The sequence below is a fragment of the Stenotrophomonas sp. 10N36 genome, assembly GCF_056395005.1.
In genome coordinates this window covers 177,203-190,930 of the sequence record NZ_JBFTIS010000008.1, presented here as the reverse complement: position 1 = coordinate 190,930, position 13,728 = coordinate 177,203, and the positions used below count along the sequence as shown (strand labels likewise).

General features: G+C 68.1%; 12 protein-coding genes. 8 read left to right on the top strand and 4 right to left on the bottom strand.

All coding sequences use genetic code 11. The features are described from left to right. Nucleotides 1-346: 346 nt before the first annotated feature. Nucleotides 347-1,558, bottom strand: coding sequence for a tyrosine--tRNA ligase (gene tyrS, locus AC1DCJ_RS10550; protein ID WP_313246551.1), 1,212 nt, complete (start codon nt 1,556-1,558; stop codon nt 347-349). A gap of 168 nt (nt 1,559-1,726) precedes the next feature. Between tyrS and AC1DCJ_RS10545 the strand changes: the two genes are divergently transcribed. Beyond that, nucleotides 1,727-3,202 carry a M23 family metallopeptidase gene (locus AC1DCJ_RS10545; RefSeq protein WP_141058112.1) on the top strand — a complete coding sequence of 492 codons (1,476 nt, stop codon included), beginning with the start codon at nt 1,727-1,729 and terminating at the stop codon, nt 3,200-3,202. An 89-nt stretch (nt 3,203-3,291) separates the two neighbouring features. Further along, on the top strand, nt 3,292-4,419 hold the full coding sequence (locus AC1DCJ_RS10540) for an anhydro-N-acetylmuramic acid kinase (RefSeq protein ID WP_137191795.1): 1,128 nt from the start codon (nt 3,292-3,294) through the stop codon (nt 4,417-4,419). Between the two features lie 310 nt (nt 4,420-4,729). On the opposite strand, the gene AC1DCJ_RS10535 is transcribed toward AC1DCJ_RS10540, so the two are convergent. The 3 genes from AC1DCJ_RS10535 to AC1DCJ_RS10525 form a co-directional block, all read right to left on the bottom strand. Further along, entirely contained in the window at nt 4,730-4,957 is a 228-nt protein-coding gene (locus tag AC1DCJ_RS10535; protein WP_038690954.1) for a hypothetical protein, read from the bottom strand. A gap of 84 nt (nt 4,958-5,041) precedes the next feature. Further along, nucleotides 5,042-6,412, bottom strand: a complete 1,371-nt coding sequence (locus tag AC1DCJ_RS10530) for an AmpG family muropeptide MFS transporter (RefSeq protein ID WP_478070897.1) — start codon at nt 6,410-6,412, stop codon at nt 5,042-5,044. Beyond that, nucleotides 6,409-7,209: an exodeoxyribonuclease III gene (locus AC1DCJ_RS10525; RefSeq protein WP_038690958.1), complete on the bottom strand. Its 801-nt coding sequence runs from the start codon at nt 7,207-7,209 to the stop codon at nt 6,409-6,411. The genes AC1DCJ_RS10530 and AC1DCJ_RS10525 overlap by 4 nt, the downstream gene beginning before the upstream one ends. A 195-nt stretch (nt 7,210-7,404) precedes the next feature. On the opposite strand from AC1DCJ_RS10525, the gene pyrE reads away from it, so the two are divergent. The 6 genes from pyrE to kdpC all read left to right on the top strand — a co-directional run bounded on the left by pyrE (nt 7,405) and on the right by kdpC (nt 13,697). Further along, nucleotides 7,405-8,064 carry an orotate phosphoribosyltransferase gene (gene pyrE / locus AC1DCJ_RS10520; protein ID WP_038690961.1) on the top strand — a complete coding sequence of 220 codons (660 nt, stop codon included), beginning with the start codon at nt 7,405-7,407 and terminating at the stop codon, nt 8,062-8,064. A gap of 21 nt (nt 8,065-8,085) precedes the next feature. Further along, nucleotides 8,086-8,748 (top strand): hypothetical protein, encoded by a 663-nt coding sequence (locus AC1DCJ_RS10515; RefSeq protein ID WP_137191797.1) that lies wholly within the window; start codon nt 8,086-8,088, stop codon nt 8,746-8,748. A 421-nt stretch (nt 8,749-9,169) separates the two neighbouring features. Then, nucleotides 9,170-9,262 carry a potassium-transporting ATPase subunit F gene (locus tag AC1DCJ_RS10510; RefSeq protein ID WP_038690964.1) on the top strand — a complete coding sequence of 31 codons (93 nt, stop codon included), beginning with the start codon at nt 9,170-9,172 and terminating at the stop codon, nt 9,260-9,262. A gap of 12 nt (nt 9,263-9,274) precedes the next feature. Further along, on the top strand, nt 9,275-10,993 hold the full coding sequence (kdpA, locus tag AC1DCJ_RS10505) for a potassium-transporting ATPase subunit KdpA (RefSeq protein WP_038690966.1): 1,719 nt from the start codon (nt 9,275-9,277) through the stop codon (nt 10,991-10,993). Nucleotides 10,994-11,004: 11 nt separating this feature from the next. Beyond that, nucleotides 11,005-13,056 (top strand): potassium-transporting ATPase subunit KdpB, encoded by a 2,052-nt coding sequence (gene kdpB, locus AC1DCJ_RS10500; RefSeq protein ID WP_137191799.1) that lies wholly within the window; start codon nt 11,005-11,007, stop codon nt 13,054-13,056. Then, nucleotides 13,053-13,697, top strand: coding sequence for a potassium-transporting ATPase subunit KdpC (kdpC, locus tag AC1DCJ_RS10495; RefSeq protein ID WP_137191800.1), 645 nt, complete (start codon nt 13,053-13,055; stop codon nt 13,695-13,697). Before kdpB ends, kdpC begins: the two co-directional genes overlap by 4 nt. The last annotated feature ends 31 nt before the right edge of the window (nt 13,698-13,728 follow it).

The window sequence follows — 13,728 nt, the reverse complement described above, 5'->3', positions numbered from 1 at the left end:
GCCCATTGTAGACCGGCTTATCTGCTTCGTCAACACCTTTTTTCAAGGCCGTTTCACCGAAGCGAAACGTTGTTGCCGATGCCGCTTCGTCGTTTGCCCCGAGAGGCTTTCGTCGTTGCGAGCCGCCTATTATGTCAGGCTTTTCGTTTCCGTCAACACCTTCTTTCGAAGTGGTTGGCGTCCGGTTCCTTCCGCGGTTGCCGCCTTGCGGCGACCCCTGCGTCGGGGGAGGGAAAGTATGTCCCTATCCGGGTCGTTTGTGAAGGGGGTAAGACGACTTTTTTCACACCGCCGCCCTCCCATTCATCCTATAGGGGTCCGGAACCGCCCGAACCCCTTGTGCCGCTTAGGCCGACACCAGCAGGACGCGGGCAAAGTTGCGCTTGCCCACCTGCACCAGGCCCTCGAAACCGGGTACGAACACCTGCTGGGCGTCCTCCACGACCTCGCCATCGACCTTCACCGCACGCTCTTTGAGCTTGCGGGAGGCTTCGGAGTTGCTCGGGGTGAGCCCGGCAGCGGTAAGCAGCGCGCCAATCCGCAGGCCTTCGGCCGGGATCACCACTTCCTGCAGCGGCAGCAGGGTCACATCGCCCTGCCCGGTCACCGCCATGTTCCAACCGGCGATGGCCTGTTCGGCCGCGGCGGCATCATGGAACCGGGTGGTCAGTTCGCGGGCCAGGCGCAGCTTGACCTCACGCGGGTTCAGGCCACCGGCCTCCACCTGCTGGCGCAGGCTGAGCGCTTCGGCCTGGCTGATATCAAAGGAGAGCAGCTCGATCCAGCGCCACATCAGGTCGTCGCCGATCTTCATGGTCTTGGTGACGATGTCGATGGCCGGTTCGCTGATCCCGATATAGTTGTTGAGCGACTTGGACATCTTGGCCACGCCGTCCAGGCCTTCCAGCAGCGGCATGGTCAGCACGATCTGCGGCTTCTGCCCGTAGTGCTCCTGCAGGCCGCGGCCCATCAGCAGGTTGAACTTCTGGTCGGTACCGCCCAGTTCAACGTCGGCCTCCAGCGCTACCGAGTCGTAGCCCTGCACCAGCGGGTACAGGAACTCGTGCAGGGCGATGGACTGCTGGGCGGCATAGCGCTTGGCGAAGTCGTCGCGCTCAAGCATGCGCGCCACGGTGTGCTGGCCGGCCAGGCGGATCATGTCGGCCGCGCCCATCTTGCCGAACCACTCCGAATTGAAGCGCACTTCGGTCTTGTCGCGGTCGAGCACCTTGAAGACCTGGTCCTCATAGGTACGGGCGTTGGCCAGCACGTCGTCCTTGCTGAGCGGCTTGCGGGTGACGTTCTTGCCCGACGGGTCGCCGATCATGCCGGTGAAGTCGCCGATCAGGAAGATGACCTGGTGGCCGAGGTCCTGGAACTGGCGCAGCTTGTTCAGCAGCACGGTGTGGCCCAGGTGCAAATCCGGCGCGGTGGGGTCGAAACCGGCCTTGATCCGCAGCGGGCGGCCGCTTTCCAGGCGCTGGCGAAGCTCCTCGGGCTTGAGAACTTCGTCGGCACCGCGACCGATCAGGGCGATGGCTTCTTCAATCGATGACACGTGACAGCTCCCGGCAATGCCTTATTTATATGAATGACGTTAAGTAGTAGTTAACCGCAAGCGCTTCACAAAAGCCAATAGGCACAAGGGTTTGACGCGGTATTTATACCTGTCTATGTTACCGACGTTTGGGCCCGCGCTCCCGGGCCAGCCAGGAACAGACCGACGATGCTCAATTCCGATCAAGGCCGCGCGCGCAAGACGCGCTTCAAGGAACGTCTCCACGTCCTCCACGACACCGCCCTGCATCGGAAGCTCAAACAGCATCTTCCTGCCGCCTTCAACCAGCGCTGGACGCGCCGGCACTGGATGCACGCCAGCCTGTTCGCCACCATCGGCGCCCTGGTGGCCACGATCGTGCCGGGCTTCTCGCACACCATTGAATCGCCCTACTCGGTGGGCCACTCCACCCTGGCCCTGCCGTTGCCGCCGCTGTCGCTGGAACGCCAGAAGCAGGTGCCGGGCGACAGCTGGCAGGTGCTGCGGGTGCAGCGCGGCCAGACCCTGAGCAATTTGTTCGACGAGGCCGGCATCCCGGCCACGGTGATGCACCAGGTGCTGGACCACCCCGGTGCGCGTGAGGCGCTGACCAAGCTGCGCCCCGGCGCGGAGATCGCCTTCGACCTGCCGCTGTCCGGCGACCTGCGCACCATCCGCTTCGACCGCGATGCCGACAACCGGGTCGAGCTGTCGCTGGCCGACGGCAAGATTGCCGAGAAGGTGATCAAGCGCGAGTCGTCCACCCGCCGCATCGTGGCCAGCGGGGAAATCACCAGTTCGCTGTATGCAGCCGCGCGCAAGGCCGGGCTGTCGCCGTCGGCGATTGCCACGATGACCGACGAGATCTTCAAGTACGACATCGACTTCTCCAAGGACCTGCAGCCGGGCGACCGCTTCAGCGTGGTGCTGGATGAGACCTGGCGCGAAGGCGAGAAGGTGGACACCAGCAAGATCCTGGCCGCCACCTTCACCTCGGGCGGCAAGACCTACAGCGGCTTCCGCTTCGATCGCAACGGCAAGTCGGAGTACTTCGACGTGAGCGGCCGGCCGCTGAAGAAGAGCTTCATCCGCATGCCGATCCCGTTCGCGCGGTTGAGCTCCAGCTTCGGCGCGCGCAAGCACCCGGTGCTGGGCAAGATGCGCATGCACAAGGGCGTGGACTACGCCGCCCGCACCGGTACCCCGATCATGGCCGCCGGCGATGCCCGCGTGCAGTTCGCCGGCACCCAGCGTGGCTACGGCAACGTGGTGATCCTGGACCACGGTCGCGGCCACACCACGCTGTACGGGCACATGTCGCGCTTCGGGGCGATCAAGACCGGGCAGCGCGTGGCCCAGGGCACGGTGATCGGCTATGTGGGCTCGACCGGCATGGCGACCGGCCCGCACCTGCACTACGAATTCCGCGTCAACGGCGAGCACCGCAACCCGCTGTCGGTGACGATGCCGCCGCCGGAGCCGCTGAAGGGTGCCGAGCTGGTGGCGTTCCGCGCGCAGACCGCACCGGCGCTGGCCCGCATCCAGGGCATGGAAAAGCTGATCTACGCCGATGCCAGCCCGGCGCCGCAGGCCGCCCCGGCCGACGCCCAGGCCCAGACGCAGACCGCCAGCGTGGCCAAGCCGGCCAAGCGCACCCGCGGCTGATCGCCCGGTACAGCGCGCGGACACGCGCGCATTGACGGCGGCAACGGGTTGCGCGGAAGCTGGGCGCACCCCGTTTTGACTGTGCCGCCATGACCGCTGTCGTTGACCCGCATACCCCGCTCTACCTGGGCCTGATGTCCGGCACCAGCGCCGATGGCATCGACGCCGCGCTGGTGCAGTTTCCCGAGGCGGGCGGCTGCCGGTTCGTTTTCGGCCACACCCATGCCTGGGACCCGGCGCTGCGGGCCGAGCTGATTGCGCTGGGCGAAGGCGGCGCTGTCGAGTCGCTGGATACGCTGGGGCGGATCGATGCGCAGATCGGGATTACTTTTGCCGCCGCGGCCAATGCCCTGCTGGACCTCAGCGGCGTGGACCGGGCGCAGGTGCGCGCGATCGGCTCGCACGGGCAGACCGTGCGCCACCGGCCGCTGGCCGATCCCGCTTTCACGATGCAGTTGGGCGACGCCAACCGGATTGCCGAAGCCACCGGCATCACCACCGTGGGCGATTTCCGCCGCCGCGACGTGGCCGCCGGGGGACATGGCGCGCCGCTGATGCCGGCCTTCCACCTGGCCATGTTGGGTACCGCCGACGAAGACCGGGCGATCCTCAACCTGGGCGGCATTGCCAACCTGACCCTGATTCCGCGCGATGGCGTGCCGCGTGGCTTTGATACCGGCCCGGCCAATGCGCTAATGGATGCGTGGTGCCAGCGCCATCGGGGGGTGCCGTTCGATGCCGATGGGGCATTTGCGGCCAGTGGGCAGGTGGATGAGGCGTTGCTGGCGCAATGGTTGGAGGAGCCGTGGTTCGCGCTGCCGCCGCCGAAGAGCACCGGGCGCGAGCAGTTCCACCTGGCGTGGGCGGAGGCGGCGATGGCCGAGGGCCAGCACGCGGCGGCCGATGTGCAGGCCACGCTGCTGGAGCTGACCGCCGCGACCGTGGCCGATGCGCTGCTGGCGCACCTGCCGGGCGCCCGGCGGGTGCTGGTGTGCGGCGGCGGGGTGCGCAACGCGCAGCTGCTGCGGCGGCTGGCGGCGCGGCTGCCGGGGGTGGTGATCGAGTCGAGTGCGGTGCACGGGCTGGACCCGGATTACCTGGAGGCGATGGGGTTTGCGTGGTTGGCGCAGCGCACGCTGGACGGGTTGCCGGGGAACCTGCCGAGCGTGAGTGGCGCGCGTGGGCCGCGGATTCTGGGGGCGATCCATCTGGCGTGACCGGAGCGCCGGTCTGGTTTCGGGGTCATGCCGGTATCGAGCGTTGATCCGGGGTCGGCAGTCGGCTGGGGCGCGACCCTACCGGTGGATGCCGACAGCCGCCCAAGCGTAAGGCGGCACAGCGCGTAGCGCCGGGCTCTGCCCGGCAATCGTGGGGGGGCGGATCGTAGTGCCGGGCTCTGCCCGGCAATCGCGGGGGCGGATCGTAGTGCCGGGTTCTGCCCGGCAATCGCGGGAAACGGATCGTAGTGCCGGGCTCTGCCCGGCAATCGTGGATCTTGGCGCGGGCGCAGCCGGGCAGAGCCCGGCTCTACACGCCCTGGGCGTCCGGCAAGGCCTGCAAGGCGGCGATGGCGTCGGCCAGGGCGTCTACTTCCGGGCTCTGGAAGCCGCTGCGGACCTCCAGTTCACTGGTGAACAGGCCCTGCTCCAGCAGCACCACACAGGTGTATTCGCGGGTCCAGCCGCGTGCGACGGCCACGCGCCGGATGCGTTCGTTCAACAGCGGGTCCAGATCCCGCAGCAGCAGATCGACCATTGTTCTCCCCCGTTGGCAAGCACCGCCCCCACGGCACAACGGGGTCGATCATGGCGCAGCGGGGGGCGTCGGGCAACCGGCGGGTCAGACGGAGGCGGCGCGTTTGCGCTGCTGCCGGATCAGCAGCGCACACAGGATGACCACCGGGATGCCGATCAGTGCGGTGCCGGTGAAGAACAGCGCATACCCCTCCAGCAGGGTGCGGCCCTGGGCCAGCGACTGTACCGCCCAGCCGGAAAGTCCCTTCAGCGCCTTGCCCGGCATTGCGTAGAACGAACTCAGCAAGGCGTACTGGGTGGCGGTGTACCCGATGCTGGTCAGGCTGGACATGTAGGCGATCAACGCCGTGCCGGCGAAGCCGCCGGAGATATTGTCGATGGCCATGGCGATGGCGAAGCTGGTCGGGTCCGGACCGACATAGGCCAGCCACGCAAAGGCGAGGTTGGAGGCCGGGCCCAGCACCGCACCGACCAGCAAGGTGGCGAGCACGCCCCAGCGCACCGACACCAGGCCGGCAGCGGCAATGCCGATGAAGGTAGCCACCAGCCCGACCGAGCCGCGCACCGCGCCCACGGTCTCCTCGGCCAGCCCGAGGTCCACGTAGAACGGGTTGGCCATCGGGCCCATGATGAAATCGGCCATGCGGTAGATGCTGATGGCCAGCAGGATCAGGATCGCGCCACTGCGGTGTTCGCGCAGGAAGGCCACGAACGGGCCCACCAGTGCGTCGAACAGGCCGCGCGGCGTCCACAGCGCGGCTGCCTGGGCCTGCACCGCCAGCTGCGCGCGCGCCGGCTCTTTGGCCATCACCACGGCCACCACGCCCAGCGCCATCAGCCCGGCCATGATTTCATAGGAGATCTGCCAGCCCACCCGGGCGGCGATCAGCAGGATCAGCGCATCGGTGACCAGCAGCGCGGTGCGATAGCCCAGCGCAGCCGAGGAGGTCAGCAGCCCGAGCTGTTCACTGTTCTCGGCGATCTCGATGCGCCAGGCATCGATGACGATGTCCTGGGTTGCAGAGGCAAACGCCACCACGGTGGCCATGACCCCGAACACCACCAGGTGTTCCCAGGCGATGCCAAGAAAGACGAAATGGCCGCCCTTGGGCTGGACCAGCGCCATCCCCACCAGCGCCACTGCCACCACCAGCTGGGACAGCAGCATCCAGCCACGGCGGCGGCCGAAACGCCCCAGCAGCGGCGCGTTGACCTTGTCCACCAGCGGCGCCCACAGGAACTTCATCGAATAGGCCAGGCCCACCCACGACAGGAAGCCGATGGTGGTGAGCTCGATGCCTTCCTTGCGCATCCAGAAGCCGAGCGTGTTGCCGACCAGGTAGATCGGCAGGCCGGAACTGAAGCCCAGCAGCAGCATGGCCAGCACCCTGCGCTGGCGCAGGTTGGCCAGCACCCGTTGCCAGGGCCGGCGCGGCTTGGCGACCGCTTCACTCATGGGGCGTAGTCCACCGTAAACGGGGCATGGTCGGAGAAGCGCTCATCGCGGTAGATCGAGCAGGCGCGCAGGCGGTCGCGCAGGCCGGGGCTGACGAACTGGTAGTCGATGCGCCAGCCGACGTTGTTGGCCCGGGCCGCGCCGCGGTTGCTCCACCAGGTGTAGTCCTCGCCCTGCGGGTGCAGCAAGCGGTAGGCGTCGGTCCAGCCCTGGCCGGCGGCGATGTCCAGCGCCTGGTCGGTGTCCACGCACTGGCCGTTGAGCCAGTCGCGCTCGGGCGGCAGGCAGCCGGAGTTCTTCTGGTTGGACTTCCAGTTCTTGATGTCCAGCGCCGAGCGCACGATGTTCCAGTCGCCGCACAGGACGTAGTCGCGGCCACTGGCCAGCCACTCGGCCAGGATCGGGCGCAGCCATTCCATCACTTCGTACTTGAAGCCCTGGCGCAGGTCGCCCGAGCTGCCCGACGGGATATAGAAGGAGACCACGCTGAGGTTGCCGTAGCGGGCCTCGATGTAGCGGCCTTCGTCGTCGAACGGGGCCCAGCCCAGCGAGGTGATGACCTGGTCGGGCTCACGCTTGCTGTAGATGGCCACGCCGCTGTAGCCCTTCTTGGTGATGGCGTCGCGGTAGAAGCAGTGGTGGCCGTCCGGGCGGAACATCGGGTCGGTCAGCTGGTCTTCCTGGGCCTTGGTCTCCTGGATGCAGAGCACGTCGGCGTCCTGGGCGCGGAACCAGTCGAGGAAGCCCTTGGTGGCGGCCGAACGGATGCCGTTGGCGTTGAAGCTGATGATGCGCATGCGGGTCCAGGTCTGAAGCGGTAACCGGGAAAGCATACCGGGAAGACCTAGCCGCGGCGTGCCGGAATGCGGCGGCACTGTGTGCCGGCCGGGGGCCCCTGCCCGGGCTGCGACCCCGCGCCGCGGGGCCCCGGAGGGCGAAAAAGGCGCCCATGCATTAGGATTTGCGGTCCAAATGAATTGAATAGAGTCCTGATGAGCGACCATCGCCACCGTTTCCTGCAACTGGCCCTGACCGCCGATGCCCTGCGTTTCGGCCAGTTCACCCTCAAGTCGGGCCGCCTGAGCCCCTATTTCTTCAATGCCGGCCGCTTCGATTCGGGCGTGCGCATGGTCCAGCTGGCCGCCTGCTACGCCGATGCGGTGGAAGCCACCGGGCTGAAGTTCGACGTGGTGTTCGGCCCGGCCTACAAGGGCATCCCGCTGGCCACCGCGACCGCCTGCGAGTTCGCCCAGCGCGGCCGCGACCTCCCGCTGTCGTTCAACCGCAAGGAAGCCAAGGCCCACGGTGAAGGGGGCAACCTGATTGGCGCGGACATGAATGGCAAGCGCGTACTGATCGTGGACGACGTGATCACCGCCGGCACCGCCATCCGCGAGGCCCTGGGCATCATCAAGGACGCCGGTGGCACCCCGGCCGGGATCGTGGTGGCGCTGGACCGCCAGGAAATCGCCTCGGAAACCGACCGCCGGTCGGCCGCCCAGTCGGTCGCCGAGGAAGCGGGTATTCCGGTGGTGGCGGTGGCCACGCTGGCCGACCTGCTTGATTTTGCCTCCGGAAATCCGGAACTTGTGGGGTACCGGCAGCCGCTGGAGGACTACCGGTCCCGCTACGGCACCCGTCCTACGCGTTGAGAGCAGGGGGCTCTGACCACCATGTCCAGGATTGTTTCGATCACCGCCATCGGCCTGTTGCTGGCCGTTGCCACGTTGCCCGTGCACGCCCAGAGCGGCAAGGGCGAGGCGAAGGCGAAGAAGCTGTATTGCTGGAACAAGGGGTCCGAGCGCATCTGCAGCGATACGCTGCCGCAGGACGCGATCAACAACGCCCGCGAGGAGTTCAGCGCCGCCAGCGGCCTGCGCCGTGGCGAGGTGGAGCGCACCCTGACCGAGGAAGAGCGCGCTGAGGCAGCGGTGGCCGCCGCCCAGCGCCAGCTCGACCTGGCCGCCGAGCAGACCCGGCAGCGTACCGAGCAGGCGATGCTGTCCACGTATGAAAACGAGAATGACCTGCGCCGGGTGTTCGTGGAGCGCACGGGCATCATCGACAACAACGTGCAGACCGCGCGCTACAACGTGGCCAGCCTGCGCGACGCGCTGGTGAGCCTGCTGGGCACTGCCGGCGATCGCGAACTGGCCGGGCAGCCGGTGGTGGAGAAGCAGGCGGCGAGCATTCGCCAGCGGCACACCGAACTGGTGGCGCAGCTGCGCATGCAGAACTCGTTCGAGCAGCAGCGCCGTGCGCTGGATGTGGAGATCGAGGAGACGCTGCAGCGGTACCGGTTGCTGAAGGGCGTGGCGACCGATCCGCGCGGGTAAGCGCGCGGGTGCAACGGGAAGGAAAGGCGGCCTTGGGGCCGCCTTTTTTTGTGCGTGCGGGCGGACGGCGACCACGTAGAGCGGGGCTCTGCCCCGCTGCCGTAGATCCGAAGGTAGAGCGGGGCTCTGCCCCGCTGCCGTTGATCCGGGGCAGTTGACGCGTTGCGGGCAGCCGGGCAGAGCCCGGCTCTACGGGGCGGTGTGCGGGTGGCGCGATGGGCATGCCTGCGCAGGTTTTATGCACTTTTTACGCGGCGGGGCCGGTTGCGGCGTGGAGCGTTTACGCCGGTGGGGAACACGATGGGCGCCTGACGTGGAGTGGTTCCACCTGGACGTCCCATGAGCCTGTTTCTGCCTGTTTCCCCTGCCGCCGGTGCGCCCTGCACCGGCGCCCTTCTTTCCTGCGCCTGAGGCCATTGCCATGTCTGCCTGGCTTTCCCTGCTGTGCGGCGTGCTGGTGCTGGTTGCCGCCGCCTACCTGCTGTATGTCGTGCTTCGGCCCGAAGCGTTCTGACCGGAGCCGACCATGACCGAGATCCTGTTGATTCTGCTGGCCAGCATCGTGCTGGCCTTTCCGCTTGGGCTGTACCTGGCCCGGGTGATGCGCGGTGCGCCGATGCGCGGCGATGCGCTGTTCGGGCTGGTTGAAAAACCGCTGTACTGGCTGCTGGGCGTGAACCCGGCGCGCGGCATGTCGTGGCGCGGCTATGTGGGCGCCTTCCTGTTGAGCAACGTGGTGATCGCGGTGCTGGTGCAGGCCGTCTTCATGACCCAGGCCTGGTTGCCGTTCAATCCCGACCAGATCCCCAACATGCGCTGGGACACCGCGCTGCACACCATGGTGTCGTTCCTGACCAACACCAATCAGCAGCACTATTCGGGCCAAGCGCAGCTGTCGTACTTCGCGCAGATGACCGCCATCACCGGCCTGCAGGTGGTGACGCCGATGATGGGTCTGGCGCTGGTGGTGGCCACCTTGCGCGCCCTGTTCGGTGCGCGTCCGGAAGACGTGGACGCACAGCAGGCCGCGCAGCTCAGCGCCGACCGCCGCGTGGACGTGGGCAACTACTACGCCGACGTGGTGCGTTCGTGCGTGCGCTTCATGCTGCCGCTGTGCCTGCTGTGGGCGGTGCTGCTGACCAGCCAGGGCGTACCGTCCACGCTGGCGGCCGGTCCGCAGGCCACGCCGATCGATGCCGCCGCCGGCATGGACACGCAGAAACTGCCGCTGGGTCCGGTGGCGGCAATGGTGGCGGCCAAGCAGCTGGGTACCAACGGCGGTGGCTGGTATGGCCCCAACAGCTCGATGCCGCTGGAAAACCCCACCCCGCTGTCGAACGCGCTGGAGCTGATCGGCATTCTGCTGATTCCCATCGCGGTGATCTTCATGCTGGGCGCGTTCACCGGGCGCAAGCGCCTGGCCGGGCTGGTGTTCGGTTGCATGCTGGCGATGTCCAGCGTGTCGGTGGCGGCCACGGTGTGGCTGGAAGGTCACTCGGCCACCGCGGCCAGCCCGCTGCTGATGGAAGGCAAGGAAGTGCGCTTCGGCGCGGACGGCACCGGCATGTGGGCGGCCATCACCACCCAGGTGTCCAACGGCTCGGTCAACGGCATGCATGACTCGCTGAGCCCGCTGGCCGGTGCGGTGCCGATGGTGAACATGCTGGTCAACGCGATCTGGGGCGGCATTGGCTGCGGCCTGCAGCAGTTCATCGTGTACCTGCTGCTGGGTGTGTTCCTGGCCGGGCTGATGACCGGGCGTACCCCGGAACTGCTCGGCCGCAAGCTGGAAACCCCGCAGGTGCGCCTGCTGGCCCTGCTGGTGCTGCTGCAGCCGATCACCATCCTGGGCTTCACCGCGATCACGCTGGCCATTCCGTCCATCACCGGCACCTCCAACCCCGGCTTCCACGGCGTCAGCCAGGTGTTCTATGAGTATGTGTCGGCGTTCGCCAACAACGGCTCGGGCTTCGAAGGCCTGGGCGATGCCACCCCGTGGTGGAACCTGAGCTGCACGCTGGTGCTGCTGCTGGGCCGCTACCCGGTGCTGGTGATTCCGCTGATCGTGGCCGCCCAGCTGGCCGCCAAGCGGCGCGCCCCGGAATCGGCCGGCACGCTGCAGATTGAAACCCCGACCTTCGCGCTGACCCTGATCGCGCTGATCGTTGTCCTGACCGTATTGCAGTTCATGCCGGCGCTGGTGTTGGGCCCGGTGGCCGACCACCTGTCGCTGACCCTGCATTGAGATGTGACCCCATGAGTACCTATCCCTTGAACGTTTCTTCCCACCGCCGCCAGCGCCTGCTCGACGCGGCCGGCTGGCGCCGCGCCCTGCGCGATGCGGTGATCAAACTGTCGCCCCGTCACCTGCTGCACAGCCCGGTGATGGCCGTGGTGATGGCCGGCACCGTGGTCAGCCTGGTGGTCACCCTGAGCGGCAACGCACCGCTGGGCTTCGGCCTGGCGGTCACCGCGATCCTGCTGCTGACCGTGCTGTTCGGCAACTTCGCCGAGGCCGTGGCCGAAGCCCGCGGGCGGGGCCAGGCGGCCTCGTTGCGGCGGGCGCGCCAGGACCTCAGCGCGCGCCGACTGGCTGCCGCGCATGCGGGGGCCAGCGAAACCCAGGTACCGGCCGCCGAACTGCGCCCGGGCGACCATGTGATTGTCAGTGCCGGCGAACTGATTCCGGCCGACGGCGAGATCGTGCAGGGCCTGGCCACCATCAACGAAGCGGCGGTGACCGGTGAATCGGCGCCGGTGCTGCGCGAGGCCGGGACCGACCGCAGCGGTGTGATCGGCGGCACCAAGGTGCTGTCGGACCAGATCATCGTGCGCATCACCGCCGAGCCGGGCCACAGCTTCCTGGACCGCATGATCGCGCTGGTGGAAGGCGCCAACCGCCAGAAGACGCCCAACGAGGTCGCGCTGACCCTGCTGCTGGCGGCGATGACGCTGACCTTCCTGATCGTGGTGGCTACGCTGCCGGCGATCGGTGCGTTCGTCGGCGTGCAGGTTGATCCGCTGCTGCTGATCGCGCTGCTGGTGTGCCTGATTCCCACCACCATTGGCGGGCTGCTGCCGGCCATCGGCATTGCCGGCATGAACCGGGCGCTGGCCGCCAACGTGCTGGCCAAATCCGGCAAGGCAGTGGAAGTGGCCGGCGACGTGGACGTGCTGCTGCTGGACAAGACCGGCACCATCACCTACGGCGACCGCCAGGCCACCCACTTCCATGCGCTGGCCGGGATCGACGCCACGCAGCTGCGCGAAGCGGCGCTGTTGTCGTCGCTGGCCGACCCCACCCCGGAAGGCAAGTCCGTCGTGCGCCTGGCGCGCGAGCAGGGCTGCACCACTGCCGAACCGGACCGCGCGGACTACCTGGCATTCACCGCGCAGACCCGCATGTCCGGCGTGGACCTGGACGGCGGCCGGCGCATCCGCAAGGGGGCCTCCGATGCGATCACCGCCTATGTGCGGGAGCTGGGTGGCACGGTGCCGGCCGAACTGCCGGGCCGCGTGGAGCAGGTGGCGCGCAACGGCGCCACCCCGCTGGTGGTCTGCGAAGGGCGGCATGTGCTGGGCGTGATCGAGCTGTCGGACGTGGTCAAGCACGGCATGCGCGAGAAGTTCGCGCAGCTGCGGGCCATGGGCATCCGCACGGTGATGATCACCGGCGACAACCCGCTCACCGCTGCGGCCATTGCCGCCGAAGCCGGCGTGGACGACTACATCGCCGAGGCGCGCCCGGAAGACAAACTGGCCCGCATCCGTGCCGAACAGGCCGGTGGGCGGCTGGTGGCGATGGTGGGCGACGGCACCAACGACGCCCCCGCGCTGGCCCAGGCCGACATCGGCCTGGCCATGAACTCCGGCACGCAGGCCGCCAAGGAGGCCGGCAACATGGTCGACCTCGATTCGGACCCGGCCAAGCTGCTGGCGGTGGTGGAAGTGGGCAAGCAGCAGCTGATCACGCGCGGTGCGCTGACCACCTTCTCGCTGGCCAACGATGTGTCCAAGTACTTCGCGATTCTGCCGGCGCTGTTTGCCTCCACCCTGCCGGCGATGGCGGCCTTGAACGTGATGCACTTGTCCAGCCCGCGCAATGCGGTGCTGGCGGCGCTGATCTTCAACGCGCTGGTGATTCCGGCGTTGATTCCGCTGGCACTGCGCGGCGTCCGCTTCCGCCCGGCCACGGCCACCGCGCTGCTGCGCCGGAACATGCTGGTGTACGGCCTGGGCGGCGTGCTGCTGCCGTTCGCGGCCATCAAGTTGATCGACCTCTTCCTTGTCTCGGTATTCGGCGCATGAACCGCTCACTTGCAACCTCCCTGCCCCGCACCGCGCGTGCGCGCGCCGTGGATGCGGCCACCCTGCAGCAGCACGGCGCGTGGCGCCCGGCGCTGATGCTGGGCCTGGTCAGCCTGCTGCTGCTCGGCCTGGCGTACGCGTTGGCCGCCACCGGCGCCAGCCGGCTGCTGTTCCCGGCGCAGGCCGACGGCAGCCTGCTCATCCGCGATGGCCAGGTGCGCGGCTCGCAGCTGATCGCCCAGCCGTTCACCGGCGACGGCTATTTCCAGGCGCGCCCGTCGGCGGCCAACTACGACCCGATGGCCGCAGCGGGCAGCAACCTGGCCCGGACCAATCCGGCGCTGCAGGAACGCGTGCAGGCCAGCATCGCCGCGGTGGCCGCGCGCGAAGGGATAACGCCGGCGCAGGTGCCCGGCGACCTGGTGACCCAGTCCGGCGCCGGCATGGACCCGGAGCTGTCGCCGGCCGCCGCGCAGGTGCAGATGGCGCGCGTGGCGCGCAGCCGTGGGCTGCCGGTTGAGCAGGTGGCGGCGCTGGTGAAGGCGCATACGCTGGGTCCACAGTGGGGCGTGTTCGGGCAGCCCCGGGTGAACGTGATGACGTTGAACCTGGCGTTGGATGACCGGAAGGCCACGCCGTGATGCCAGGATCGCGCCGCCGGGCGCACAATCG

Coding starts and splice junctions, on each gene's coding strand:
- AC1DCJ_RS10535 (WP_038690954.1), bottom strand. CDS start 4,957: ATGGTCGATCTGCTGCTGCGGGATCTGGACCCGCTGTTGAACGAACGC.
- AC1DCJ_RS10545 (WP_141058112.1), top strand. CDS start 1,727: ATGCTCAATTCCGATCAAGGCCGCGCGCGCAAGACGCGCTTCAAGGAA.
- pyrE (WP_038690961.1), top strand. CDS start 7,405: ATGAGCGACCATCGCCACCGTTTCCTGCAACTGGCCCTGACCGCCGAT.
- AC1DCJ_RS10515 (WP_137191797.1), top strand. CDS start 8,086: ATGTCCAGGATTGTTTCGATCACCGCCATCGGCCTGTTGCTGGCCGTT.
- kdpA (WP_038690966.1), top strand. CDS start 9,275: ATGACCGAGATCCTGTTGATTCTGCTGGCCAGCATCGTGCTGGCCTTT.
- AC1DCJ_RS10525 (WP_038690958.1), bottom strand. CDS start 7,209: ATGCGCATCATCAGCTTCAACGCCAACGGCATCCGTTCGGCCGCCACC.
- AC1DCJ_RS10540 (WP_137191795.1), top strand. CDS start 3,292: ATGACCGCTGTCGTTGACCCGCATACCCCGCTCTACCTGGGCCTGATG.
- kdpB (WP_137191799.1), top strand. CDS start 11,005: ATGAGTACCTATCCCTTGAACGTTTCTTCCCACCGCCGCCAGCGCCTG.
- AC1DCJ_RS10530 (WP_478070897.1), bottom strand. CDS start 6,412: ATGAGTGAAGCGGTCGCCAAGCCGCGCCGGCCCTGGCAACGGGTGCTG.
- AC1DCJ_RS10510 (WP_038690964.1), top strand. CDS start 9,170: ATGTCTGCCTGGCTTTCCCTGCTGTGCGGCGTGCTGGTGCTGGTTGCC.
- kdpC (WP_137191800.1), top strand. CDS start 13,053: ATGAACCGCTCACTTGCAACCTCCCTGCCCCGCACCGCGCGTGCGCGC.